28 protein-coding genes are annotated in these 24,326 nt (G+C 56.5%); 20 read left to right on the plus strand and 8 right to left on the minus strand.

What is annotated here, in order from left to right; translation table 11 throughout:
- Positions 1 to 237 precede the first annotated feature (237 nt).
- Entirely contained in the window at positions 238 to 1,560 is a 1,323-nt protein-coding gene (locus K5R89_RS22200) for a cytosine deaminase (RefSeq protein WP_032454219.1), read from the plus strand.
- Here K5R89_RS22200 and tsgA read toward each other — a convergent pair.
- On the minus strand, positions 1,557 to 2,744 hold the full coding sequence (tsgA, locus tag K5R89_RS22205) for an MFS transporter TsgA (RefSeq protein ID WP_004202192.1): 1,188 nt from the start codon (positions 2,742 to 2,744) through the stop codon (positions 1,557 to 1,559). The two genes, K5R89_RS22200 and tsgA, sit on opposite strands and share 4 nt — an antisense overlap.
- A gap of 277 nt (positions 2,745 to 3,021) precedes the next feature.
- On the opposite strand from tsgA, the gene ppiA reads away from it, so the two are divergent.
- From ppiA to K5R89_RS22230, 5 genes are all read left to right on the plus strand, one after another.
- The gene (ppiA, locus tag K5R89_RS22210; protein WP_002920238.1) at positions 3,022 to 3,591 is read left to right on the plus strand and encodes a peptidylprolyl isomerase A; all 570 of its coding nucleotides are present in this window, start codon (positions 3,022 to 3,024) and stop codon (positions 3,589 to 3,591) included.
- A gap of 106 nt (positions 3,592 to 3,697) precedes the next feature.
- On the plus strand, positions 3,698 to 3,865 hold the full coding sequence (locus K5R89_RS22215) for a YhfG family protein (protein WP_004202194.1): 168 nt from the start codon (positions 3,698 to 3,700) through the stop codon (positions 3,863 to 3,865).
- Positions 3,855 to 4,457, plus strand: a complete 603-nt coding sequence (locus K5R89_RS22220; RefSeq protein WP_032454217.1) for a putative adenosine monophosphate-protein transferase Fic — start codon at positions 3,855 to 3,857, stop codon at positions 4,455 to 4,457. Before K5R89_RS22215 ends, K5R89_RS22220 begins: the two co-directional genes overlap by 11 nt.
- Before the next feature lie 31 nt (positions 4,458 to 4,488).
- Positions 4,489 to 5,052 (plus strand): aminodeoxychorismate synthase component 2, encoded by a 564-nt coding sequence (pabA, locus tag K5R89_RS22225; RefSeq protein WP_023291183.1) that lies wholly within the window; start codon positions 4,489 to 4,491, stop codon positions 5,050 to 5,052.
- 89 nt (positions 5,053 to 5,141) lie between these two features.
- Positions 5,142 to 6,362 carry an aspartate aminotransferase family protein gene (locus K5R89_RS22230; protein ID WP_032454216.1) on the plus strand — a complete coding sequence of 407 codons (1,221 nt, stop codon included), beginning with the start codon at positions 5,142 to 5,144 and terminating at the stop codon, positions 6,360 to 6,362.
- Here K5R89_RS22230 and K5R89_RS22235 read toward each other — a convergent pair.
- Positions 6,352 to 8,430 carry a YccS/YhfK family putative transporter gene (locus K5R89_RS22235; protein ID WP_023291181.1) on the minus strand — a complete coding sequence of 693 codons (2,079 nt, stop codon included), beginning with the start codon at positions 8,428 to 8,430 and terminating at the stop codon, positions 6,352 to 6,354. The genes K5R89_RS22230 and K5R89_RS22235 overlap by 11 nt on opposite strands.
- A gap of 51 nt (positions 8,431 to 8,481) precedes the next feature.
- Positions 8,482 to 9,114 (minus strand): cAMP-activated global transcriptional regulator CRP, encoded by a 633-nt coding sequence (crp, locus tag K5R89_RS22240; protein WP_000242758.1) that lies wholly within the window; start codon positions 9,112 to 9,114, stop codon positions 8,482 to 8,484.
- 306 nt (positions 9,115 to 9,420) lie between these two features.
- Between crp and K5R89_RS22245 the strand changes: the two genes are divergently transcribed.
- Positions 9,421 to 9,825, plus strand: coding sequence for an OsmC family protein (locus K5R89_RS22245; protein WP_023291180.1), 405 nt, complete (start codon positions 9,421 to 9,423; stop codon positions 9,823 to 9,825).
- Positions 9,826 to 9,880: 55 nt separating this feature from the next.
- Here the strand turns inward: K5R89_RS22245 and K5R89_RS22250 are convergent, their stop codons facing one another.
- From K5R89_RS22250 to K5R89_RS22265, 4 genes are all read right to left on the minus strand, one after another.
- Positions 9,881 to 10,750 (minus strand): phosphoribulokinase, encoded by an 870-nt coding sequence (locus K5R89_RS22250; RefSeq protein ID WP_004202201.1) that lies wholly within the window; start codon positions 10,748 to 10,750, stop codon positions 9,881 to 9,883.
- Positions 10,751 to 10,786: 36 nt separating this feature from the next.
- Positions 10,787 to 11,005, minus strand: a complete 219-nt coding sequence (locus K5R89_RS22255) for a YheU family protein (protein WP_002920151.1) — start codon at positions 11,003 to 11,005, stop codon at positions 10,787 to 10,789.
- Positions 11,002 to 12,000 carry a hydrolase gene (locus K5R89_RS22260; RefSeq protein ID WP_072096663.1) on the minus strand — a complete coding sequence of 333 codons (999 nt, stop codon included), beginning with the start codon at positions 11,998 to 12,000 and terminating at the stop codon, positions 11,002 to 11,004. Before K5R89_RS22260 ends, K5R89_RS22255 begins: the two co-directional genes overlap by 4 nt.
- 219 nt (positions 12,001 to 12,219) lie before the next feature.
- Positions 12,220 to 14,124, minus strand: coding sequence for an ABC transporter ATP-binding protein (locus K5R89_RS22265; protein ID WP_017899944.1), 1,905 nt, complete (start codon positions 14,122 to 14,124; stop codon positions 12,220 to 12,222).
- A 176-nt stretch (positions 14,125 to 14,300) separates the two neighbouring features.
- Here K5R89_RS22265 and kefG point away from each other — a divergent pair, with 176 nt between their 5' ends.
- The 4 genes from kefG (at position 14,301) to slyD (ending at position 17,555) form a co-directional block, all read left to right on the plus strand.
- Positions 14,301 to 14,864 carry a glutathione-regulated potassium-efflux system ancillary protein KefG gene (kefG, locus tag K5R89_RS22270; RefSeq protein ID WP_004202208.1) on the plus strand — a complete coding sequence of 188 codons (564 nt, stop codon included), beginning with the start codon at positions 14,301 to 14,303 and terminating at the stop codon, positions 14,862 to 14,864.
- Positions 14,851 to 16,656, plus strand: a complete 1,806-nt coding sequence (gene kefB / locus K5R89_RS22275; RefSeq protein ID WP_004202210.1) for a glutathione-regulated potassium-efflux system protein KefB — start codon at positions 14,851 to 14,853, stop codon at positions 16,654 to 16,656. The genes kefG and kefB overlap by 14 nt, the downstream gene beginning before the upstream one ends.
- Positions 16,657 to 16,667: 11 nt before the next feature.
- Positions 16,668 to 16,868 (plus strand): YheV family putative zinc ribbon protein, encoded by a 201-nt coding sequence (locus K5R89_RS22280; protein ID WP_002920143.1) that lies wholly within the window; start codon positions 16,668 to 16,670, stop codon positions 16,866 to 16,868.
- 93 nt (positions 16,869 to 16,961) lie between these two features.
- On the plus strand, positions 16,962 to 17,555 hold the full coding sequence (gene slyD / locus K5R89_RS22285; RefSeq protein ID WP_004202213.1) for a peptidylprolyl isomerase: 594 nt from the start codon (positions 16,962 to 16,964) through the stop codon (positions 17,553 to 17,555).
- Between the two features lie 58 nt (positions 17,556 to 17,613).
- Here slyD and K5R89_RS22290 read toward each other — a convergent pair whose 3' ends face one another.
- Positions 17,614 to 17,832, minus strand: a complete 219-nt coding sequence (locus tag K5R89_RS22290) for a protein SlyX (RefSeq protein WP_002920136.1) — start codon at positions 17,830 to 17,832, stop codon at positions 17,614 to 17,616.
- Positions 17,833 to 18,054: 222 nt separating this feature from the next.
- Between K5R89_RS22290 and fkpA the strand changes: the two genes are divergently transcribed.
- From fkpA to K5R89_RS22335, 9 genes are all read left to right on the plus strand, one after another.
- Positions 18,055 to 18,885, plus strand: coding sequence for an FKBP-type peptidyl-prolyl cis-trans isomerase (gene fkpA, locus K5R89_RS22295; protein ID WP_004202215.1), 831 nt, complete (start codon positions 18,055 to 18,057; stop codon positions 18,883 to 18,885).
- Between the two features lie 168 nt (positions 18,886 to 19,053).
- Entirely contained in the window at positions 19,054 to 19,776 is a 723-nt protein-coding gene (locus tag K5R89_RS22300; protein ID WP_002920130.1) for a transcriptional regulator, read from the plus strand.
- A complete protein-coding gene (gene tusD, locus K5R89_RS22305; protein ID WP_002920128.1) occupies positions 19,776 to 20,162 on the plus strand; it encodes a sulfurtransferase complex subunit TusD in 387 nt (128 codons plus the stop codon). Before K5R89_RS22300 ends, tusD begins: the two co-directional genes overlap by 1 nt.
- Positions 20,162 to 20,521, plus strand: a complete 360-nt coding sequence (tusC, locus tag K5R89_RS22310; protein WP_032454214.1) for a sulfurtransferase complex subunit TusC — start codon at positions 20,162 to 20,164, stop codon at positions 20,519 to 20,521. The genes tusD and tusC overlap by 1 nt, the downstream gene beginning before the upstream one ends.
- Positions 20,522 to 20,528: 7 nt before the next feature.
- A complete protein-coding gene (gene tusB / locus K5R89_RS22315; RefSeq protein ID WP_004202221.1) occupies positions 20,529 to 20,816 on the plus strand; it encodes a sulfurtransferase complex subunit TusB in 288 nt (95 codons plus the stop codon).
- Between the two features lie 124 nt (positions 20,817 to 20,940).
- A complete protein-coding gene (rpsL, locus tag K5R89_RS22320; protein ID WP_002920115.1) occupies positions 20,941 to 21,315 on the plus strand; it encodes a 30S ribosomal protein S12 in 375 nt (124 codons plus the stop codon).
- A gap of 96 nt (positions 21,316 to 21,411) precedes the next feature.
- Positions 21,412 to 21,882 carry a 30S ribosomal protein S7 gene (gene rpsG / locus K5R89_RS22325; RefSeq protein WP_002920113.1) on the plus strand — a complete coding sequence of 157 codons (471 nt, stop codon included), beginning with the start codon at positions 21,412 to 21,414 and terminating at the stop codon, positions 21,880 to 21,882.
- Between the two features lie 96 nt (positions 21,883 to 21,978).
- Positions 21,979 to 24,093: an elongation factor G gene (fusA, locus tag K5R89_RS22330; RefSeq protein ID WP_023291175.1), complete on the plus strand. Its 2,115-nt coding sequence runs from the start codon at positions 21,979 to 21,981 to the stop codon at positions 24,091 to 24,093.
- A 69-nt stretch (positions 24,094 to 24,162) separates the two neighbouring features.
- On the plus strand, positions 24,163 to 24,326 hold a 164-nt coding region (locus tag K5R89_RS22335; RefSeq protein WP_023158627.1), incomplete at its 3' end, for a GTP-binding protein.

The raw sequence follows: 24,326 nt of genomic DNA on the forward strand, positions 1-24,326 counted from the left end.
TTTGCCTCGATTTCTTTTCTATTACCGCCTACCTTAACGATTCAGCCATCAGGCTTATTGATGCAAATCAATGACAACTTCACCTACCACTTAATGGGTATATAATTGATTTGTCTGTAATTTTCTAAGTTGTGGAAAACGCTGGCTTTTCCTTTTTGCCGATTTTGTGTACAAGAATTGGGTGGGTCGCGATTGGGGTTGAGTAGAAAACAAGCCGTATTGAATAGAGAGGGTGATATGACAGCAGCGCCGCTTTGGTTGATTCAGAACGTACGCCTGGCAGACCGCGACGGCCTGTGGCAGATAGCGATAGATAAGGGCCGCTTTGGCGAGATCACACCGATGGGGGAGGCGCGGGACGAAAGCTACGAGGTGTTGAACGCTCGCGGCGGTCTGGCGATCCCGCCTTTTATTGAGCCGCATATCCATCTGGATACCACCCAGACGGCCGGTGAGCCGAACTGGAACCAGTCCGGCACCCTGTTCGAGGGGATTGAGCGCTGGGCGGAGCGGAAAGCGCTGCTCAGCCATGAGGACGTTAAAGCCCGGGCGTGGAAAACCCTCAAGTGGCAGATCGCCAACGGCGTGCAGTTTGTCCGTACCCATGTCGATGTCTCCGATCCAACGTTGACGGCGCTGAAGGCGATGCTGGAGGTCAAAAAGGAGGTGGCGCCATGGGTCGAGCTGCAGATTGTCGCTTTTCCGCAGGAGGGGATCCTCTCTTACCCCAACGGCGAGGCGCTGCTGGAAGAGGCCCTGAAGCTGGGGGCGGATGTCGTCGGGGCGATCCCGCACTTTGAGTTCACCCGTGAATATGGGGTGGAATCGCTGCATATCGCCTTTCGACTGGCGCAGAAATATGACCGCCCGCTGGATATTCACTGCGATGAAATTGACGATGAACAGTCGCGCTTTGTTGAAACCGTTGCCGCGCTGGCGCTGAAGGCGGGGATAGGGCCGCGGGTGACGGCCAGCCATACCACCGCCATGCACTCCTATAATGGCGCCTATACCTCGCGCCTGTTCCGCCTGCTAAAGCTCTCCGGCATCAACTTTGTCGCCAATCCGCTGGTCAATATTCATCTGCAGGGCCGGTTTGACGACTACCCGAAGCGACGGGGCATTACCCGGGTGAAGGAGCTAATGGCGGCGGGGATCAACGTTTGCTTTGGTCATGATGATGTCTTTGACCCGTGGTACCCGCTGGGGACCGGTAATATGCTGCAGGTCCTGCATATGGGGCTGCACGTTTGCCAGCTGATGGGCTACCAGCAGATTAACGACGGCCTGCAGCTTATCACTGACAACAGCGCCCGCACGTTTGGCCTGACCGATTACGGCATCGTCAGCGGCAACCCGGCTAACCTGATCATCCTCCCGGCGGAGAATGGCTTTGAGGCGGTACGCTGCCAGGTGCCGGTGCGCTGGTCAATTCGCCAGGGAAGGGTGATCGCGATTACCCAGCTGGCGCAAACCTGGATCCAGACCGACCGCGGTGGCGAGGCGCTCTCTTTTATGAGGAACAGCCCCCTTGCGGACGCAAAGGGGCCGAAGGCTTAGTGAGACGCCGCCTGCGCGTTGTTCTGGCGGTGACGTGAGACGAAGCCGAGGATAAAGCACATCACGAACACCACGGCGTAGAGGCCGTTAGCGGTGTGCAGCGCTGCCAGCGGACCGCTGGCAGCCACAATCGGGCCGGTAACCACGAAAGTCAGCATGGTGCCGATGGTGCCGCAGGTGAGGATAAAGTTCACCAGCTTTGGTGAAGCGACTTTAGTTTGCTGCGAACCGAGCGTAATGATCGAGGTGTAGATGGCGCTGGAGAAGAAGCCCAGGGTCAGAATAAACCACGGCATATGCTCCGGCGAACCATTGATAAACAGGTACATCAGCACCGTCGCGAGGCCGGCGAGGACGGTTAAGATGCGCTGCAGGTCGAAGAAGCGCAGGATAAAGCTGAATGACCACATGCCGATCATGTAGGACATCCAGAAATCGCTCACCAGTTTACCGGCATCGCCGAGGCTCATGCCCAGGCTCTTGGCATATTCCGGTACCCAGGAGATAAAGCCCAGCTGACCGAGGATGTAGCACAGCGCCGCGACGGAGAGGAACAGCACGCCGATGCCCCACTTCTCTTTCACCACCGGCTGGCTGTTTTCGCTCTGCGCTTTTTTGCCGAGCACCGGGAAGTCACAGCCGAATGTCAGGACGAAAATAGCGACATACACCAGACCGATACAGGCGTAGACCCAGTACCACTCGATGCTGCGCGCCAGCAGGACCGCGGCGACCATCGGAAAAATCATTCCCGCCATGCTAAAGAAGGAGTCGGTAAACAGCAGACGCGCCCCGCGCTGACGGCCTTCATACATATGGGTGATCAGGAAGGTTCCGATCGACATGGTGATCCCGCTGACCAGGCCGAGAACGAACATCGACGCGGAGAACAGCGCCAGGCTGTGGCTGAGCATCAGGCCGGCCACCGCCAGCACCATTAAAATAAAGCCAAAACGCAGCTGAGTTTTCAGCGGCACGATCTCCATCAGCCAGGCATTGAGGAAAATGGAGATCAGAATACCGGCGTTCAGAAAGGTAAAGGTGTTGCTCATACTGGAAACGGGCAGATGGAAATAATCCGCAATGTTACCCATCACCATCCCGGTGACGATCACCAACGCGCCGGTCAGGGCGTAGGAGAAGAAGCTGATCCATGTGAGCTTAATACGGTTGCTGTTAGTCATGACTGGCCTGTGAATAGAAAGGTAAAGCGCGTTGACGCTGCGCCGGGCGGATAGATTTTAGTCGTTCAGGTGATGTAATTAAATGTTTATTGTGAAATACGTTATCTTTTGCATGTTTTAATGTGACTTGCATCACGCTTTTTTCGACGCCAGGGAGAACGTTTGCGCGGTTACAATTATTACAGCTAAGTAAAATTTGGTAAAAGGCTGGCCCAGGATGCAAAGGCTCTTTAGAATCAAGGCACTCGCTTTTATTCTGCTCCGTTAAGGAATTTCCATGCTCAAATCAACACTGGCGGCGATGGCTGCCGTTTTCGCCATTTCAGCTTTCTCCCCGGCCATGGCGGCAAAGGGCGATCCGCATGTGCTGCTGACCACCTCGGCAGGTAACATTGAGCTTGAGTTAAACAGCCAGAAAGCCCCGATTTCCGTGGATAACTTCCTGAAGTACGTTAACAGCGGCTTCTACAACAACACCACTTTCCACCGCGTGATCCCGGGATTCATGGTGCAGGGCGGCGGCTTTAACGAGCAGATGCAGCAGAAACAGCCTAACCCGCCGATCAAGAATGAAGCAGACAACGGCCTGCGCAACACCCGCGGCACCATCGCGATGGCGCGTACCGCCGATCAGGATAGCGCCACCAGCCAGTTCTTCATCAACGTGGCGGATAACGCCTTCCTCGACCATGGCCAGCGCGACTTTGGCTATGCGGTGTTTGGCAAGGTAGTCAAAGGCATGGACGTTGCGGATAAGATCTCCCAGGTCCAGACTCATAACGTCGGCCCATACCAGAATGTGCCGACTAAACCGGTTGTTATCCTCTCTGCGAAAGTGCTGCCCTAATCCTCCCGCGGCGCGGTGGTTTATCGCCGCGCCCGGTTGCCTCCCGGCATAACCTGTAATTGCTGCTTATACTTGTGGCACACAGGGGACGATAAGGGGGGCGACGATGCGTCCACTCACCGATAAGCAAAAATCCCGGCTCTGGGAACAGACACGTAATAGCAATTTTCAGGCCAGCCGTCGCCTCGAAGGCGTATCGGTGCCGCTGGTTACGCTGACTGCCGAGGAGGCGCAGGCTCGCCTCGCGACGCTGCGGAGGGAGTATGAGCGATAAATTTGGCGATGAACGCGATCCTTACCTCTATCCGGCGCTGAACGTCCTGCGCAACCGCCTCGGCATCCGCCAGGCTAAAACGCTGCAGCAGGCTGCCCTGGAGATGACGTCCCTGCGGGCGGCCACCCTGCCGCTGGGCCCGCGGGTGCGCGGCTTACCCTATCTGTGCGCTATTCATCATCAGCTGTATCAGGATCTGTTTGACTGGGCGGGTAGGCTGCGTGAAGTGAACCTCTACCTGGGCGATACGCCGTTCTGCCACTTTGCCCGCATCGAAGAGGAGGGGAATGCCCTGATGCAGGCTCTGGAGCAGGAGGATTATCTCTGCGGTCTGCCGCGGGATACCTTTATCGAACGCCTGAGCTGGTTCTATGGTGAAATTAATGTGCTGCACCCTTTTCGTCTCGGCAATGGCCTGACCCAGCGCATTTTCTTTGAACAGCTGGCGATACATGCCGGCTACCTTCTTGACTGGCGTGACGTCGATCCTGCCGCCTGGAGCACCGCCTGTCAGCAGGGCGCGATGGGCGATCCGGACCCGCTGGCGGCGATCTTTCGCAAAGTGGTAAGCGAAGCGCGGGAATCTGAGTAGAATAGCCCGGTTTGATTGTTCCGGAGCCGCTATGATCCTGCTTATCGATAACTATGACTCTTTCACCTGGAATCTGTATCAGTACTTTTGCGAACTGGGGGCGGAAGTGCTGGTCAGGCGCAACGATGCGTTGACGCTGGAGGAGATAGCGTCGCTGGCGCCGGAGAAGATAGTGATTTCGCCTGGTCCCTGTACGCCGGATGAAGCGGGGATTTCCCTCGCGGTAATCCGTCACTATGCAGGGAAAACGCCGCTGCTGGGCGTCTGCCTCGGGCATCAGGCGATAGCCCAGGCGTTTGGCGCGACCATTGTGCGGGCGGCGCAGGTGATGCATGGAAAAACCTCGCTTATCGAGCATAACGGCGAAGGGGTGTTTCTGGGGCTGAATAATCCTTTGACAGTGACCCGCTATCATTCGCTGGTGATTGACCCGCCGACGCTGCCGCCTGAGTTTATCGTCACCGCCCGCAGCGCCAGCGGTGAGATTATGGGGATCCGTCATCGCGACTGGGATCTCGAGGGCGTGCAGTTCCATCCGGAAAGCATCCTCAGCGAACAGGGCCATCAATTGCTGGCGAACTTTATTAAGCGGTGATTTCGGTTGCCATTGATTGATTTTTTATGCATATTTTGTGATTAGATTATCATAATCGCATCTGCATAACGAAGAGGGATGGGCAAGACATGGCAACTGAACAACCGGCAATCACCCGCGCCACATTCGATGAAGTTATTTTGCCAATTTATGCACCGGCAGAATTCATCCCGGTAAAGGGAAAAGGCAGCCGCGTCTGGGATCAGCAGGGCAAAGAGTATGTTGATTTCGCCGGCGGTATCGCGGTGACGGCGCTCGGCCATTGCCACCCGGCGCTGGTGGCGGCGCTCCACGAGCAGGGCGAAACGCTGTGGCATACCAGCAACGTCTTTACCAATGAGCCAGCGCTGCGCCTGGGACGTAAACTTGTCGATGCCACCTTCGCCGAGCGAGTGGTGTTTATGAACTCCGGTACCGAAGCCAATGAAACGGCCTTTAAGCTGGCGCGTCACTATGCGGTGACCCGCCATAGCCCGTACAAAACCAAAATCATCGCTTTCCATAATGCCTTTCATGGTCGCTCCCTGTTTACCGTCTCCGTCGGCGGGCAGCCGAAGTACTCCGATGGTTTCGGCCCGAAACCGGCGGATATTGTCCATGTTCCCTTCAACGACCTGCAGGCGGTAAAAGCGGTGATGGATGACCACACCTGCGCGGTGGTGGTGGAGCCGATTCAGGGCGAAGGCGGCGTGACGGCAGCGACGCCGGCGTTCCTGCAGGGGCTGCGCGAACTGTGCGATCAACACCAGGCGCTGTTAGTCTTTGATGAAGTGCAGTGCGGAATGGGGCGTACCGGCTCGCTGTTTGCCTATATGCACTATGGCGTAACCCCGGATATTCTCACCAGCGCCAAAGCGCTGGGCGGCGGTTTCCCGGTCAGCGCCATGTTGACCACCCACGAGATCGCCAGCGCCTTCCATGCGGGTTCCCATGGCTCAACCTACGGCGGCAACCCGCTGGCCTGCGCGGTCGCCAACGCCGCTTTCGATCTGATCAATACCCCGGCGGTGCTGGATGGCGTGAACGCCAAACGCGAACTGTTCGTCAAACACCTGCAGCAGCTGGATGCCGAGTTTGATCTGTTCAGTGATATTCGCGGGATGGGCCTGCTGATTGGTGCCGAACTCAAGCCGCAGCACAAGGGCCGCGCGCGTGATTTTCTCTATGCCGCTGCGGAAGCCGGCGTCATGGTGCTTAACGCCGGGCCGGACGTGATGCGTTTTGTTCCCTCGCTGATCATCGAAGAGCAGGATATTGCCGAGGGGATGGCGCGCTTTGCCCAGGCAGTGGCAAAGGTGATTAACGGCTGATCTTCCGCAGCCAGATGCCGTGATGCGGCCGCTGACGCCATGCCACTGACGAAATGGTGTGCATGGTGTTCAGATGGCCCAGAATGCGTTGCAGATGCTGCTCCAGGGTGCTTAACGGACCGATCGGCACCTCGCTTTCCGGTGACTCCATAATATTGACATCCCCTGCGCTGCCGGGGCCATCGCTGTCCAGCCGCTGCTGACAGCGCTGCAGGGCAATCTCACAGGATTCGAGATAGCGCTGGGCAAGATCCGGGGTGAGCATCGTATGCTCCCGGGCCAAAGTGGTCATGGCGTTGATGTGTTCGACGATAAACTGGCTGTGCGTCACCCATAGCTTCATATCTTCCAGGTAGTGGGTATTAAACCCGGGCTCCTGCATCGCCTGATTCAGGGAGTTGTAGAGCGCGTTGTGCGCCTGATTGACGCGCATGCGCTGGTAGGCCAGCGCGGGCGCTTTGGGGTCGGGGCTGAGGATCAGGCGAATCGCCTGCTGGTCGGCCTCCAGCGCATCGTGGGCGTTTTTTTTCAGCAGGCCGCTCTGCCACTGCGGCCACAGCCAGACCATCCCGCCGAAGGCGATCAGGCAGCCGATCAGCGTGTCGATCAGCCGGGCGATAATAAACTGTTCGCCGTTGAGCGTCAGAAGCTGCAGGGTATATACCGCCGTCACCGTAAACCCCACCATCGCCCAGCCATAGTGTTTGCGGATGATCAGATAGCTGAGCAGGGTGATCAGCAGCATCCCGCTCAGGGTATAGCTCTCCGGAACGTGAAAGTGCAAGGTCAGCCCGGCGATGATCAGGCCGGCGAGCGTCCCCGCCGCCCGGTGGACAATACGAACCCGCGTGGCGCCATAGCCGTTCTGTGTCACGAAGAGGACGGTCATCAGGATCCAGTAGGGCTTCGGCAAATGCAGGGCGTTGCCCATCAGGCTGGCGATGCTCAGCATCACGCTGATGCGGGCGGCGTTGCGCAGCGCGGGGGACTTCAGCGACAGATAGTTCTTTAGCGCGGGAAACAGCGGTAAACGACGCTCTTTGTCAGCCATCAGATCCCGGGCATACAGTGGGCGCTGGGTATGCAGCACCCGGGCGATGCGGCTGAAGTGCCAGGCGCAGAAGTGGCCGACCGGGTTATCCGGATGCTGGCGGGCGATTTTTTCCAGGGCGCCGATCTGTTTATCCATCTGGAAACGCTGCGGAAAACGATGATAGAGCATGTCATCCGCCAGCACCCGCAGACGGGCGGCGACGGTCTGCGCATTCCAGCGGATCACCGCTTCGGCATGGCTGCGCTCAACCAGCTTTTGCACCTCTTCCGGCTGATGCAGGCTGACCGAAATATGCTCCTGTAGATCCAGCCCCATCTGGAACGCCCGCAGAAGACGTTTGTGGTCGTTACGTTGGTTGGCGGCCAGCATATGCATCTGCTGATAGCACTGGGTGATTAAATCGACCACCTTCTGCTGGCGGATGAGCAGCGGCGGCAGGGCGGTCGAGGGATCGGTATGCTGGGTCAACAGGCTATATTTGGCTTCGCAATAATTGGCCAGTTCCCGGTAGAGCAGACTGAGCGACTCCCGCAGCGGCTGTTCGCGCCACAGCCAGAACCAGAACCAGTTAAACACGCCGTACCATAGCGTGCCGAAGGCGTAGATCAGCAGCGGCTCCCAGACGGGCATATTGCCCGCCAGGCTCAGGGTAAAGATGGCGGCGATCAGCGACGCGGGCAGCAGGCGCGCGTGCAGCGAACTGATTTCCGCGGTGACGCCGAGCAATAGCGCCAGGCCGCTGAGAATAAGCGGCAAAGGTATGGTCTGGGCGAGCAGCAGCTGCACCACCAGGCTGCATCCGGCAAACAGACAGCCGCCGATAATCAGACGCTTAAAAAAGCGCTTATGCGGAGTGTCGAGACCGGCGATGTTGCAGCAGGCGGGAACTAAGGAAAACAGGAGTCCCTGCTGGAGATGGCCGAGCAGAAGACCGATGGCCACAGGCAGACACAGCACCAGCGTTTGCCGCAGTGCATAGTTGACTTCCGGGTGGTAAATCAGCCTGCGCCACATGAGGGAAAAACAAAAACGGCGTACTGCAGGAGCAATACGCCGCTTAGCAACTTAACGGGTGCCGTAGACGACGATAGTTTTACCGTGGGCGGAAATCAGGTTCTGATCTTCCAGCATTTTCAAAATACGGCCAACGGTTTCACGAGAGCAGCCGACGATCTGACCAATTTCCTGACGGGTAATTTTAATTTGCATACCGTCCGGGTGGGTCATGGCATCGGGTTGCTTCGCCAGGTTCAGCAGCGTCTGGGCGATACGGCCCGTCACGTCGAGGAAGGCGAGGTTGCCCACTTTCTCAGACGTCACCTGCAGACGGCGAGCCATTTGCGAAGAGAGACGCATCAGAATGTCCGGGTTCACCTGGATCAGCTGACGGAATTTCTTATAAGAGATCTCGGCCACTTCACATGCGGTTTTCGCCCGTACCCAGGCGCTACGCTCCTGACCCTCTTCAAACAGGCCTAATTCACCGATGAAATCGCCCTGGTTGAGGTAGGAGAGGATCATCTCTTTACCTTCTTCATCCTTGATGAGTACAGCCACGGAGCCTTTAACGATGTAGTACAGCGTTTCTGCTTTCTCACCCTGGTGGATCAGCGTGCTCTTTGATGGGTACTTATGAATGTGGCAATGAGACAAGAACCATTCAAGGGTAGGGTCTGTTTGCGGTTTGCCAAGCACCATGCGCGGTTATCCTCTGTTATAAGCTATCTCCGGGCGCCGACACTACACGGCGTCCGGGCATGCAATCGTATTGTTTCCCTATACCTGGGAAGCTGGCTGATGATTTTTCGACAGCCTGTAATGTGAACTCCTCTGCATACATGCAGTACATCAATGTATTACTGTAGCATCCAGACTGTTTTAGCATAGCTTTCGCCGCATGTCTCCTGGTGTCTCGCTTCAGCATGACGCAGGTCGCCTTCCGTTGCGAGAATTGTTATGTGCGCGTAATCTGACAGGAATATTGCGATACTGGAGTTAAATTTTATGCAAGCGCGTGTGAAATGGGTTGAAGGGTTAACCTTTATCGGGGAGTCCGCGTCAGGACACCAGATTCTGATGGATGGCAACTCCGGAGATAAGGCGCCCAGCCCGATGGAGATGGTGCTGATGGCGGCGGGCGGTTGCAGTGCGATCGATGTGGTCTCTATTTTGCAAAAAGGGCGTCACGACGTGACCAACTGCGAAGTGAAGCTGACCTCTGAGCGTCGGGAAGAGGCGCCGCGCCTGTTCACGCATATTAATCTGCACTTTATCGTCACCGGTAAGGCGCTGAAAGATGCCGCAGTCTCCCGCGCGGTGGATCTGTCGGCAGAGAAATACTGCTCGGTGGCGCTGATGCTGGAAAAAGCGGTGAAGATCACCCACTCCTATGAAGTGATCGAGGCGTAGTCTTCGCCTGCTGATGTGAATGATCTCAACCCCGGCCTGGCCGGGGTTTTTTCTGTTAGCCGATCTTTCGGCCTTCCATCAGACGCTCGACCAGCGGCGCCATAATAAGCTCCATCGCCAGCCCCATTTTACCGCCCGGCACCACCAGGGTGTTCATGTGCGAAATAAACGAGCCCTGTAGCATCGCCAGCAGCCAGGGGAAGTCGATGTTCTGCAGATTGCGGAAATGGATCACCACAAAGCTCTCGTCCAGAGAGGGGATCGCTTTCGCGGCAAACGGGTTGGAGGTGTCCACCGTCGGTACGCGCTGGAAGTTGATGTGGGTGCGGGAAAACTGCGGGGTGATGAAGTTGATGTAATCTTCCATCGATCGGACGACGGAGTCCATCACCGCCTCCCGGGAGTGGCCGCGTTCGCTGGTGTCTCGAATGAGTTTCTGGATCCATTCCAGGTTAACGATAGGCACGACCCCGACCAGCAGGTCGACATGGCTGGCGACATCATGCTGCGGCGTGACAACCCCGCCGTGCAGCCCCTCATAGAACAGCACGTCCGTCGGCTCCGGCAGCGGCTGCCATGGGGTGAAGGTTCCCGGCACCTGATTCCACGGCACGGCTTCGTCATAGGTGTGCAGGTATTTACGCGACTGGCCTTTGCCATGGCGGCCATAGTCGACAAAGGTCTGCTCCAGCAGGCCGAAGTCGTTCGCCTCCGGGCCAAAGTAGCTGATATGTTTGCCCTGATCCCGCGCTTTGCGGATCGCCATGTCCATTTCCGGGCGGGTGTAGCGATGAAAGCTGTCGCCTTCCACCTCCGCGGCGTGCAGATTTAGCTGCGCGAAGATTTTGCGAAAGGCGAGGCTGGTGGTGGTAGTGCCCGCGCCGCTGGAGCCCGTGACGGCGATCACCGGATGTTTGGCAGACATAACAACTCCCTGGTTAAACGATGTAGTGGCGTCGCCTTAGCCGTTAAACAGGGCGCGCGGCATAATATTGACCGTCTCATGCAGTTCCGACCACACGAGGACCGCCTCTCCGCGTTTCAGCTGCTGTTTTACATCGGCGACTTTATCGGCAAGTGAACGTTCATGTTCACCATAATCGGTGCCTTCGCGTAACACAAAGCTTTCAATCAGGTTATCCAGCGTTTCGGGATCCAGATCCTGCCAGGGAATAATCATACGGGAACCTCCAGCCAGCGGTTTAACCAGTCGGGAATGCGTCTTTCCAGCCACATCTCCGGTTTACGCAGGGTGCCGCCGACGAAGCCGACGTGGCCGCCTTGTTCAGTCAATTGATACTCAACGTTCGCCGGCAGTTGCTCCTGCGGGGGAATGGAGTGGTGGTCCATAAACGGGTCGTCTTTCGCATGGATGATGAGCGTCGGCTTAGTGATATCGCTGAGCCGCGGCATGGCGCTGCATTGCCGGTAATAATCCAGCGCATCGGCGAAGCCATGGATTTTGGCGGTGATCATATCGTCAAATTCCCGGATGCGGCGCATCCCTTTGAGCTGGCGTAAATCGACGGGCAGCGAGCCAGGATACGCTTTCAGCTTACGTGAGGCGTTGGCTTTTAACAGATTGAGCAGATAGCGCTGATAAACTCGCGAGAAGCCCTTATCCATATGATAGCTGCAGGCTTCCAGCATGAAAGGCGCGGAAACGATCACCGCCGCATCCAGCGGGCAGCGGTCGCCTTCTTCTGCCAGCAGGCAGCCCAGCATGTTGCCGCCCAGCGAATAGCCGACGGCGGCGGTCGGCGCGGGGCCAAACTCGCGCTGCAGCCAGTGGAGAAACCAGGTGCCATCTTCCGTTTCGCCGGAGTGATAGATGCGGTGATTGCGGTTAGGTTCGCCGCTGCAGCCGCGAAAGTGCATGACCACGCCCAGCCAGCCGCGCTGCATCGCCGCGTGGATCAGGCCATGGGCATACGGGCTGTGCAGACTCCCTTCCAGACCATGAAAGACGACGAGGCGCGGCTTGTGGCGCGCCTGGTGCGGGTCTTCGCTCCAGGCGAGATCGACAAAATCGCCGTCCGGCAGCTCAAGGCGCTGCCAGTGCGGGGTAAAGCGCAATTTACGGCGGATCAGCCGCGGCAGCATGGTTTGCAGATGACGATTGCCCACGCCGCGCATGGGATGGAACTCACGCGAATCGTTTTCGGGGGGCGTCATGTCTGTGGGGATGATTTCAACCATAGCACCAGAATAATTAATAAACGTGATGATGACTATACCGCGCAGGGCGCGCGGGAGTTAGCCAATATGTGGTCTTGTGGCCAATGACGCCCGGTGACACCGAAAACAAACCATTGATGTCATTGATGGCCTGAGCATGGGAATGGCAGAAACCCATTCTGCCTGCGCCGTCGCAGGCAGAATGATGAGGCGGCGTTAGCCTTCCTGAAGCATGCGCTCCAGCTGCTCTTGGGCCTCCAGCCAGGCCATTTCGCACTCTTCCAGCCCGGATTTCGCGCTGGCCTGCTGCTGCAGGCATTCAGTCAGTTCCGCTTTCCGCGAGGCGTCGTAGAGTTCGCTGTCGCCAAGTTTCTCTTCCGCACTGGCCAGCTGCGCGTTGAGCTTGTCCATCTCTTTTTCCAGACGGGCGATCTCTTTGCGCAGCGGTTGGGTCTGGCTGCGCAGCTCCGCTTCCCGACGCTTCTGGTCTTTGCGCGCTTGCGCGCTGTTGCCGCTCTCTTTTGGCGCGTCGCCGCTCTGGGACTCCTGTTTTTGCGAGTCGCTGAGCCACTGCTGATAATCTTCCAGATCGCCGTCGAACGGTTCGACTTTGCCATCGTGGACAAGGTACAGATCGTCGGTGGTGGAGCGGATCAGGTGGCGATCGTGCGATACGACCACCAGCGCCCCTTCAAAGTCGATCAGCGCTTCGGTTAAGGCCTGACGCATATCGAGGTCGAGATGGTTGGTCGGTTCGTCGAGCAGCAGCAGGTTAGGGCGCTGCCAGACGATCAGGGCCAGCACCAGACGCGCCTTTTCTCCACCGGAGAAGCGGCGGGTCTCTTCGCTGACCTTATCCCCCTGGAAACCAAAGCCGCCAAGATAATCACGCAGCTTCTGCTCCAGCTCCTGCGGCGCCAGGCGCGCCAGGTGCTGCAGCGGCGACTCATCGGCGCGCAGGAACTCCAGCTGATGCTGGGCGAAGTAGCCGAGCTTGATGCCTTTGGCGAGGCCGATCTCGCCGCTCACGGGCTGGAGTTCGCCAGCCAGCAGCTTAATCAGCGTCGATTTCCCTGCGCCGTTGCGGCCCAGCAGGCCGATACGCGACCCCGGCACCAGATTGAGCTTAATGGAGTCGAGGATAATACGCTCGCCATAGCCGGCGCTGACTTTCTCCATCTTCAGCAGCGGGTTTGGCAGGCTCTCCGGCTGGCGGAAGCTGAAGTGGAACGGGTTATCCACGTGCGCCGGGGCGATGAGTTCCATCCGCTCCAGCATTTTAATACGGCTCTGCGCCTGCTTGGCTTTGGTGGCTTTGGCGCGGAAGCGATCGATATAGCTTTGCAGATGCGCGACACGCTGCTGCTGGCTTTCGTACATCGCCTGCTGCTGAGCGAGCCGGGTGGCGCGCTGCACTTCAAACGAGCTGTAGTTGCCGGTGTACTCAAACATCGTCTGCTGTTCGATATGGATAATTTTGTCGACGATAGGATCGAGGAAATCGCGATCGTGGGAGATCAGGATCAGCGTCCCTGTGTAGCCCTTCAGCCACTTCTCCAGCCAGATCACCGCATCAAGGTCGAGGTGGTTAGTCGGTTCATCGAGCAGCAGCAGATCGGAGCGGCAGATCAGCGCTTGCGCGAGGTTAAGACGCATACGCCAGCCGCCGGAAAAATCGCTGACCGGCCGCTCGAGCTGTTCATTGCTGAAACCCAGGCCGTGCAGCAGGCTGGCGGCGCGGGAGCGGATGGTCCAGGCGTCGATGGCGTCCAGCTTGCCGTGGACGGTGGCGATGGCATGGCCGTCGTTGCGCTCGTTAGCCTGCTGGAGCGCGGCTTCCAGCTGGCGATATTCGCGATCGCCGTCAATGACATAATCGATTGCCGGCTGCGGCAGAGCCGGGGTTTCCTGATTCACCCAGGCCAGCTGCCAGTTGCCGGGAAAGGTCATACTGCCGCCGTCAGCGCTTATCTCGTTTTTCAAAAGCGATAGCAGCGTCGATTTCCCGCAGCCGTTTTTCCCCACCAGACCGACCTTCTGGCCAGGGTTGATGGTAGCGGTGGCGTTGTCCAGCAGGACGCGTACGCCGCGACGAATTTGTAACGAGGAGAAAACAATCATAAGGCGCCGTATGTTCAGACTATGTTAATTTGTCATTATGATAATAATGTAGTGTGGAAGCGAATCGCTTCACCGGGCCGCCATGGTAGCCCAAAACGAAGACGATACACAAAGTCATTCTGGCTGTGTCAAAACGCCAGGGCTGTGCAGGCCGCCAGAAGACCTACGGGAGGGGAATGATGTCTCAGACAGCGAAAGTGTTGCTGCTGTATGCCCACCCAGAATCTCAGGATTCCGTGGCCAACCGGGTTTTATTACAACCGGCCTTACAGTTGCCAAACGTCACCGTGCACGATCTCTACGCGCACTATCCGGATTTTTTTATCGATATTGCTCACGAACAGGACCTGCTGCGCCAGCATGAGGTGATCGTTTTCCAGCATCCTTTATATACCTGGAGCTGTCCGGCGCTGCTCAAGGAGTGGCTGGATCGTGTCTTAAGCCGCGGCTTCGCCAGCGGCGCCGGAGGGAACGAACTGGCGGGAAAGTACTGGCGCAGCGTGATCACCACCGGCGAACCTGAGAGCGCCTACCGTCGCGATGCGAATCGCTATCCGATGAACGATATTTTACGTCCTTTTGAACTGACCGCCGGCATGTGCCGTATGCACTGGATGAGCCCCATTATCGTCTACTGGGCCCGGCGGCAACAGCCAGAGGAGCTGCGCAGCCGCGCCCTGGCCTATCGGGACTGGCTGGCCAACCCCCTTGCCGCCGGAGGTGTCCATGGCGGGATTTGATTTGCTGCTGGCGGGGGTGCTGTTTTTGTTCGCGGCCGTTATCGCCGTCCCTCTGGCTTCAAGACTGGGGATTGGCGCGGTGCTGGGCTATCTGCTGGCCGGGATCGCCATTGGTCCGTGGGGGCTCGGGTTTATCAGCGATGTGGATGAAATTCTCCATTTCTCTGAACTCGGCGTGGTGTTTCTGATGTTTATCATCGGCCTGGAGCTCAATCCCGCCAAGCTATGGCGGCTGCGAAGCTCCATCTTCGGCGTTGGCGCGGCGCAGGTGATGCTCAGCGCGGCGATCCTCGGCGGTCTGTTGATGACGACAGGATTTTCATGGCAGGCGGCGGTGGTCGGCGGGATCGGCCTGGCGATGTCCTCTACCGCGATGGCACTGCAGCTGATGCGCGAGAAGGGAATGAGCCGCAGCGAATCAGGGCAGTTAGGCTTTTCGGTCCTGCTGTTTCAGGATCTGGCGGTGATCCCGGCGCTGGCGCTGGTGCCTCTGCTGGCGGGTTCCGCGGATGAGCATGTGAACTGGCTAACGGTCGGCATGAAGGTCCTGGCGTTTGCCGGGATGCTGATTGGCGGACGCTATTTACTGCGGCCGGTGTTCCGCTTTATCGCCAGCTCCGGGGTCAGGGAAGTGTTCACTGCCGCCACGCTGCTGCTGGTCCTTGGATCAGCCCTGTTTATGGAGGCGCTGGGGCTGTCGATGGCGCTAGGTACCTTTATCGCCGGCGTGCTGCTGGCGGAAAGTGAGTATCGCCATGAACTGGAAATCGCCATCGATCCGTTCAAGGGGCTGCTGCTTGGGTTGTTCTTTATCTCCGTCGGTATGGCGCTGAACCTTGGCGTGCTGTACACCCATCTGCTGTGGGTGGCGGTGAGCGTGGCGGTGCTGGTGGCGGTAAAAATGCTGGTGCTCTATCTGCTGGCCCGTCTCTATGGCCTGCGGAGTTCCGAGCGTATGCAGTTTGCGGGCGTATTAAGCCAGGGCGGCGAGTTCGCGTTTGTTCTCTTTTCGCTGCCCGCTTCTCAGCGGTTGTTCCAGCACGACCAGATGGCGCTGCTGCTGGTGGCCGTCACCTTGTCGATGATGACCACGCCGCTGCTGATGAAAGGGATCGATAAGATACTGTCGCGACGCCTGAATCCAGCAGAGGATACCGATGAGGCGCCGTGGGTAGAGGACGATAAACCGCAGGTGATTATTGTTGGCTTTGGCCGTTTCGGCCAGGTCATCGGTCGCCTGCTGATGGCCAATAAGATGCGTATTACGGTGCTGGAGCGAGACATCAGCGCGGTGAATCTGATGCGCAACTATGGCTATAAAGTCTATTTTGGCGACGCCACCCAGCTGGAACTGCTGCGCTCGGCGGGGGCGGAGGAGGCGCAGTCGATCGTCATTACCTGTAATGAGCCGGAAGACACCATGCGGCTGGTGGAGATGTGTCAACAACACTTTCCACATCTGCACATCCTGGCGCGCGCTCGCGGGCGCGTCGAGGCGCATGAGCTGCTGCAGGCCGGCGTGACGCAGTTTTCCCGTGAGACTTTCTCCAGCGCGCTGGAGCTGGGGCGTAAAGCGCTCATCACCCTCGGGATGCATCCTCACCAGGCCCAGCGCGCGCAGCTGCACTTCCGACGCCTCGATATGCGAATGCTGCGTGAGTTAATGCCGGTGCATACTGATACGGTACAGATATCACGCGTGCGGGAAGCCCGGCGCGAACTGGAAGAGATTTTTCAGCGCGAAATGCAGAAAGAGAGCCGGCAGCTGGACGGCTGGGACGAGTTTGAATAAAGGTAAATCATATGGCAGTACGTAAACGTTTTATTGCCGGGGCGAAATGTCCGGCGTGCCAGGCGCAGGATTCACTGGCGATGTGGCGTGAGAATAATGTCGATGTTGTTGAATGCGTTAAGTGCGGTCATCAGATGCGTGAGGCGGATAAAGAGGCCCGTGAGCATGTACGCAAAGAGGAGCAGGTAATTGGCATTTTTCATCCCGACTAGCGTTATCCGTCGGCTTTTTTTAAGCTAAAGGGTACACGGCAGCAGAATTCCGCTACAATCTGCGCCACTATTCTTCCCATCTCAGGAGATATCATGAAAGTAGCAAAAGACCTGGTGGTCAGCCTGGCCTATCAGGTACGTACAGAAGACGGTGTGTTGGTTGATGAGTCTCCGGTAAGCGCGCCGCTGGATTACCTGCACGGTCACGGCTCCCTGATTTCCGGCCTGGAAAACGCGCTGGATGGCCACGAAGTGGGCGACAAATTTGACGTAGCCGTTGGCGCTAACGACGCTTACGGTCAGTATGACGAAAACCTGGTGCAGCGTGTACCGAAAGACGTCTTCATGGGCGTTGATGAACTGCAGGTTGGCATGCGCTTCCTGGCGGAAACCGATCAGGGTCCGGTACCAGTAGAGATTACTGAAGTTGAAGACGACCACGTTGTGGTTGATGGCAACCACATGCTGGCAGGTCAGAACCTGAAGTTCAATGTGGAAGTTGTCGCCATCCGCGAAGCGACCGCTGAAGAGCTGGAGCACGGTCACGTGCACGGCGCGCATGGTCATGATCACGACCACGATCATGGTCACGATGGCTGCTGCGGCGGTCACGGTCACGACCACGATCATGGCCACGACCATGGTAAAGGCGGTTGCGGCGGCCACGGTGGCTGCGGTTGCCACTAATCTTCGCGCTTCGGCACGAAGACAACAAAAAAGCGGGGAGACCCGCTTTTTTTACGCCTCAATAATGCGGCGGTGGCGTCTCTTCGGCCTGGGAGGCGATATGGGAGGGTTGGGTCGCCTTCAGCTTCTCGATCATCAGACGCATATGCTCGCGCATCTTCGCCATCTCAATCTCGTGGGCGGTCACGGTTTTATTGAGGTCTTCGATGGTGATTTCCTGAAACGCCAGCCGGCTTTCCAGCTCCGCAAGGCGCGTTTCTAATGTGCTATCGTGCATGGGTAACCTCTTTAGTCTGATCCTGCGGGCGGATTCTACTTAAGTTTCCCCCGGCGCGCAGCATCGCTGCGTCCTACAGGAAACTTATTCATACAAAAATAGTCCTAAAAGAGGCGATATTCAGGAACGTCCGTATGTAGATTTTAACGGCGACGTTCTATAGTACGTTTTTTGCTTTTTACGATAACCCTGGGGTGAGAGGCCCCGGCCCTGGAGAAATGGATGAAATCACTGTTTAAAGTAACGCTGCTGGCGACCACAATGGCCGTCGCCCTGAATGCACCGCTGACCTTTGCTGCAGATACCGCGGCGAAAGCAGCCCCGGCGGCTGAGAGTAAATCGGCATTTAAAAATGACGATCAGAAATCGGCCTATGCGCTGGGCGCGTCCCTGGGGCGTTACATGGAAAACTCCCTGAAAGAACAAGAAAAACTCGGCATTAAGCTGGATAAAGCCCAGCTGATCGCCGGCGTACAGGACGCGTTTGCCGATAAGAGCAAACTGTCCGACCAGGAGATCGAACAGACTCTGCAGGCCTTTGAAACGCGCGTGAAGACCGCGGCTCAGCAGAAAATGGAAAAAGACGCCACTGAGAACGAAACCAAAGGTAAAGCTTTCCGTGACAGCTTTGCCAAAGAGAAGGGCGTGAAAACGTCGAAAACTGGCCTGCTGTATAAAGTCGAGAAAGAAGGCACTGGCGATGCGCCGAAAGACAGCGACACCGTGGTGGTTAACTACAAAGGTACGCTGATCGACGGCAAAGAGTTTGATAACTCTTATACCCGCGGCGAGCCGCTCTCTTTCCGTCTCGACGGGGTGATCCCGGGCTGGACTGAAGGCCTGAAGAACATCAAGAAAGGCGGCAAAATCAAGCTGGTCATTCCGCCAGATCTGGCCTACGGCAAAACCGGCGTCCCGGGCATCCCGGCCAACTCTACGCTGGTCTTTGATGTAGAGCTGCTGGATATCAAACCGGCGCCGAAGGCAGATGCTCAGCCGGAAGCCGCTGGCGATGCGAAAGCCGCGGACGCGAAAGCTGACGCTAAGAAGTAATCGGGTTCAGGCCGCCGTCTCGTCAGAGGCGGCGGCTTTTTTATTGAGCGCAGATATAATTAAAACTGGAAAGATCCTCAGGCGCTGTATTACTTTAGATAGCTTAATAATGATGATGAGCCTGCCCTGACAATAACGACAGGCTCCTGAAAAGGAGTGCTTTTTTTCATGTCCAGGTCGCTTTTAACCAACGAAACCAGCGAGCTTGACCTGCTGGATCAACGTCCCTTTGACCAGACCGATTTCGATATTCTTAAATCTTATGAAGCGGTGGTGGACGGGTTGGCGATGCTCATCGGTTCGCACTGTGAAATCGTGCTGCATTCTTTGCAGGATCTGAAATGCTCTGCCATCCGTATCGCCAATGGTGAACATACCGGCCGCCAAATCGGTTCACCGATTACCGATCTTGCGCTGCGCATGCTGCACGATATGACGGGCGCCGATAGCAGCGTTTCCAAATGCTACTTTACCCGCGCCAAAAGCGGCGTCCTGATGAAGTCGGTGACGATTGCCATCCGCAACCGCGATCACCGGGTGATTGGTCTGCTGTGCATCAATATGAATCTGGATGTGCCTTTTTCCCAGATCATGAGCACCTTTATTCCGCCAGAAACGCCCGAGGTTAACTCGCCGGTGAACTTTGCTTCCTCGGTTGACGATCTGGTCGCCCAGACTCTGGAATTCACCATCGAAGAGGTGAATGCCGATCGCAGCGTGTCCAACAATGCTAAAAACCGTCAAATCGTGCTGAATCTCTACGAGAAAGGGATCTTCGATATTAAAGACGCCATTAACCAGGTGGCCGATCGTCTGAACATCTCCAAGCACACTGTCTACCTCTATATTCGCCAGTTCAAAAGCGGTGATTTCCAGGGGCTGGATAAGTAATGCGTTTTGCCCTCACGGTGACCGGCCCTGCCTATGGCACGCAGCAGGCGAGCAGCGCCTGGCAATTTGCGCAGGCCGTGCTGCAGGAAGGCCATGAGCTGGCGTGCGTTTTTTTCTATCGCGAAGGCGTGCTTAACGCTAACCAGCTGACGGCGCCCGCCAGCGATGAGTTCGATCTGGTGCGCGGGTGGCAATCCCTCCACGATGAGCACGGCGTCGCGCTGCATATCTGCGTGGCGGCCGCCCTGCGTCGTGGCGTAACGGACGAGCGCGAAGCGCAGCAGCTCGCTCTGCCTGGCCATAATCTGCAGCCGGGTTTTACGTTGAGCGGACTTGGCGCGCTGGCGGAAGCGGCGCTTACTTGCGATCGGATGGTACAGTTTTGATGAAACGTGTGGCTTTCGTTTTTTCCTCCGCGCCGCACGGCAGCGCCGCCGGCAGGGAAGGCCTCGACGCCTTATTAGCCACTTCCGCCCTCACCGACGAGATTGGCGTATTTTTCGTGGGCGACGGCGTGTTTCAGCTGTTGCCCGCCCAGCGGCCTGGCGCTGTGCTGGCCCGCGATTACATCGCCACCTTTAAACTGCTGTCGCTATATGATATCGACCAGTGCTGGCTGTGCGCCGAGTCGGCGCGAGAGCGCGGCCTGGACCCCGCGACCCCGTGGGTGGTGGATGTCGAATGCCTGGCGCCGGATGCCCTGCGCGCCCGTCTGCATGAATTTGATGTGATTTTGCGTTTCTGAGGCCCCCATGCTCCATACGCTCAGTGTTTCTCCCTGGCATGCCGATATCGCAGCAATGCTTCGCTTGATGGAGCAGGGTGACGATCTGTTACTGCTGTCTGATGGCGTCGCGGCGGCTATCGCCGGCGGTCGCTTCCTTGAGATCCTGCAATCCGCCCCCATAACCCTTTACGTGCTGCAAGACGACGTTGACGCCCGCGGGCTAACTGGTCAAATTGCGGACAGTGTCGGCAGGGTTAGCTATACTGATTTCGTCAGACTCACAGTCAAACATGCCGGTCAGTTGGCCTGGTGATGGCGGGATCGTTGTATATTTCTTGACACCTTTTCGGCACCGCCCTAAAATTCTGCGTCCTCATAATATATGAGGCGATTTATTACGTGTTTACGAAGCAAAAGCTAAAACCAGGAGCTATTTAATGGCAACAATTAACCAGCTGGTACGCAAACCACGCGCGCGCAAAGTTGCAAAGAGCAACGTGCCAGCGCTGGAAGCCTGCCCGCAGAAACGTGGCGTATGTACTCGCGTATATACCACCACTCCTAAGAAACCGAACTCCGCACTGCGTAAAGTTTGCCGTGTGCGTCTGACTAACGGTTTCGAAGTCACCTCCTACATCGGTGGTGAAGGTCACAACCTGCAGGAGCACTCCGTGATCCTGATCCGTGGCGGTCGTGTTAAAGACCTTCCGGGTGTTCGTTACCACACCGTTCGTGGTGCGCTTGACTGCTCCGGCGTTAAAGACCGTAAGCAGGCTCGCTCCAAGTACGGCGTGAAGCGTCCTAAGGCTTAATGGTTCTCCGTTAAGTAAGGCCAAACTGATTTATCTTAATGTCATACTAAACTCTTAGAGTTTTGGACAATCCTGAATTAACAACGGAGTATTTCCATGCCACGTCGTCGCGTCATTGGTCAGCGTAAAATTCTGCCGGATCCGAAGTTCGGATCAGAACTGCTGGCTAAATTTGTCAATATCCTGATGGTAGATGGTAAAAAATCTACTGCAGAAACTATCGTATACAGCGCGCTGGAGACCCTGGCTCAGCGTTCTGGTAAATCTGAACTGGAAGCCTTCGAAGTTGCGCTCGAAAACGTGCGCCCGACTGTCGAAGTTAAGTCCCGCCGCGTAGGTGGTTCTACTTATCAGGTTCCAGTTGAAGTTCGTCCGGTCCGTCGTAATGCCCTGGCAATGCGTTGGATCGTTGAAGCTGCTCGTAAACGCGGTGATAAATCCATGGCTCTGCGCCTGGCGAACGAACTCACTGATGCTGCAGACAACAAAGGTACTGCAGTTAAGAAACGTGAAGACGTTCACCGTATGGCCGAAGCCAACAAGGCGTTCGCTCACTACCGTTGGTAATCCCTTCGGAGTCATAGTCACCAGGCGGGCGCTTCAGATGAGTCGCCCGCTCTGGATAACTTAACTGAACGCCTAAAGAAATAAACGAGGAATCAAATGGCTCGTACAACACCCATCGCACGCTACCGTAACATCGGTATCAGTGCGCACATCGACGCCGGTAAAACCACTACTACCGAACGTATTCTGTTCTACACCGGTGTAAACCACAAAATCGGTGAAGTTCATGACGGCGCCGCTACCATGGACTGGATGGAGCAGGAGCAGGAACGTGGTATCACCATCACTTCCGCTGCGACTACTGCATTCTGGTCTGGTATGGCTAAGCAGTATGAACCGCACCGTGTAAACATCATCGACACCCCGGGGCACGTTGACTTCACTATCGAAGTAGAACGTTCCATGCGTGTTCTTGATGGTGCGGTAATGGTTTACTGCGCAGTTGGTGGTGTTCAGCCGCAGTCTGAAACCGTATGGCGTCAGGCAAACAAATATAAAGTTCCGCGCATCGCGTTCGTTAACAAAATGGACCGCATGGGCGCTAACTTCCTGAAAGTTGTTGGTCAGATCAAAACCCGTCTGGGCGCGAACCCGGTTCCGCTGCAGCTGGCAATTGGTGCTGAAGAAGGTTTCACCGGCGTTGTTGACCTGGTGAAAATGAAAGCCATCAACTGGAACGATGCAGACCAGGGCGTAACCTTCGAATACGAAGATATCCCGGCTGACATGCAGGATCTGGCTGACGAATGGCACCAGAACCTGATCGAGTCCGCAGCTGAAGCTTCTGAAGAGCTGATGGAAAAATACCTGGGTGGTGAAGAACTGACTGAAGAAGAGATCAAAAAAGCTCTGCGTCAGCGCGTTCTGAACAACGAAATCATCCTGGTAACCTGTGGTTCTGCGTTCAAGAACAAAGGTGTTCAGGCGATGCTGGATGCGGTAATTGACTACCTGCCATCCCCTGTTGACGTTCCGGCGATCAACGGCATCCTGGACGACGGTAAAGATACTCCGGCTGAGCGTCACGCAAGCGACGACGAGCCGTTCTCTGCACTGGCGTTCAAAATCGCTACTGACCCGTTCGTGGGCAACCTGACCTTCTTCCGCGTGTACTCCGGTGTGGTTAACTCTGGTGATACCGTACTGAACTCCGTGAAAGCTGCACGTGAGCGTTTCGGTCGTATCGTACAGATGCACGCTAACAAACGTGAAGAGATCAAAGAAGTTCGCGCGGGCGACATCGCTGCTGCAATCGGTCTGAAAGACGTAACTACTGGTGACACCCTGTGTAACCCGGATGCGCCGATCATTCTGGAGCGTATGGAATTCCCTGAGCCGGTAATCTCCATCGCCGTTGAGCCGAAAACCAAAGCTGACCAGGAAAAAATGGGTCTGGCTCTGGGTCGTCTGGCTAAAGAAGACCCGTCTTTCCGCGTATGGACTGACGAAGAGTCTAACCAGACCATTATCGCCGGTATGGGTGAGCTGCACCTCGACATCATCGTTGACCGTATGAAGCGTGAATTCAACGTTGAAGCGAACGTCGGTAAACCTCAGGTTGCTTACCGTGAAGCAATTCGCGCGAAAGTTACCGATATCGAAGGTAAACACGCCAAGCAGTCTGGTGGTCGTGGTCAGTACGGTCACGTTGTGATCGACATGTACCCGCTGGAGCCGGGCTCTAACCCGAAAGGTTACGAGTTCATCAACGACATCAAAGGTGGTGTAATTCCTGGCGAATACATCCCGGCCGTTGATAAAGGTATCCAGGAACAGCTGAAAGCTGGTCCGCTGGCAGGTTACCCGGTAGTTGATATGGGTATCCGTCTGCACTTCGGTTCTTACCACGACGTTGACTCCTCTGAGCTGGCGTTTAAACTGGCTGCGTCTATTGCCTTTAAAGAAGGCTTTAAGAAAGCAAAACCAGTTCTGCTTGAGCCGATCATGAAGGTTGAAGTAGAAACTCCGGAAGAGAACACTGGTGACGTTATCGGTGACTTGAGCCGTCGTCGCGGTATGCTGCGCGGTCAGGAATCCGAAGTAACCGGCGTTAAGATCCACGCTGAAGTACCGCTGTCCGAAATGTTCGGTTATGCAACTCAGCTGCGTTCTCTGACCAAAGGTCGTGCATCATACACCATGGAATTCCTGAAGTATGATGATGCGCCGAACAACGTTGCTCAGGCCGTTATTGAAGCCCGTGGTAAATAATCCACAGGATTAAAACCTAAGTCCCGTGCTCTCTCCGAAGGGGAGAGCACTATAGTAAGGAATATAGCCGTGTCTAAAGAAAAATTTGAACGTACAAAACCGCACGTCAACGTTGGTACTATCGGCCACGTTGACCATGGTAAAACTACCCTGACTGCTGCCATCACTACCGTACTGGCTAAAACCTACGGTGGTTCCGCTCGCGCATTCGACCAGATCGATAACGCGCCGGA

The organism is Klebsiella sp. TF21-TM, from assembly GCF_019753495.1.
GTDB classification, from domain to species: domain Bacteria; phylum Pseudomonadota; class Gammaproteobacteria; order Enterobacterales; family Enterobacteriaceae; genus Klebsiella; species Klebsiella quasipneumoniae.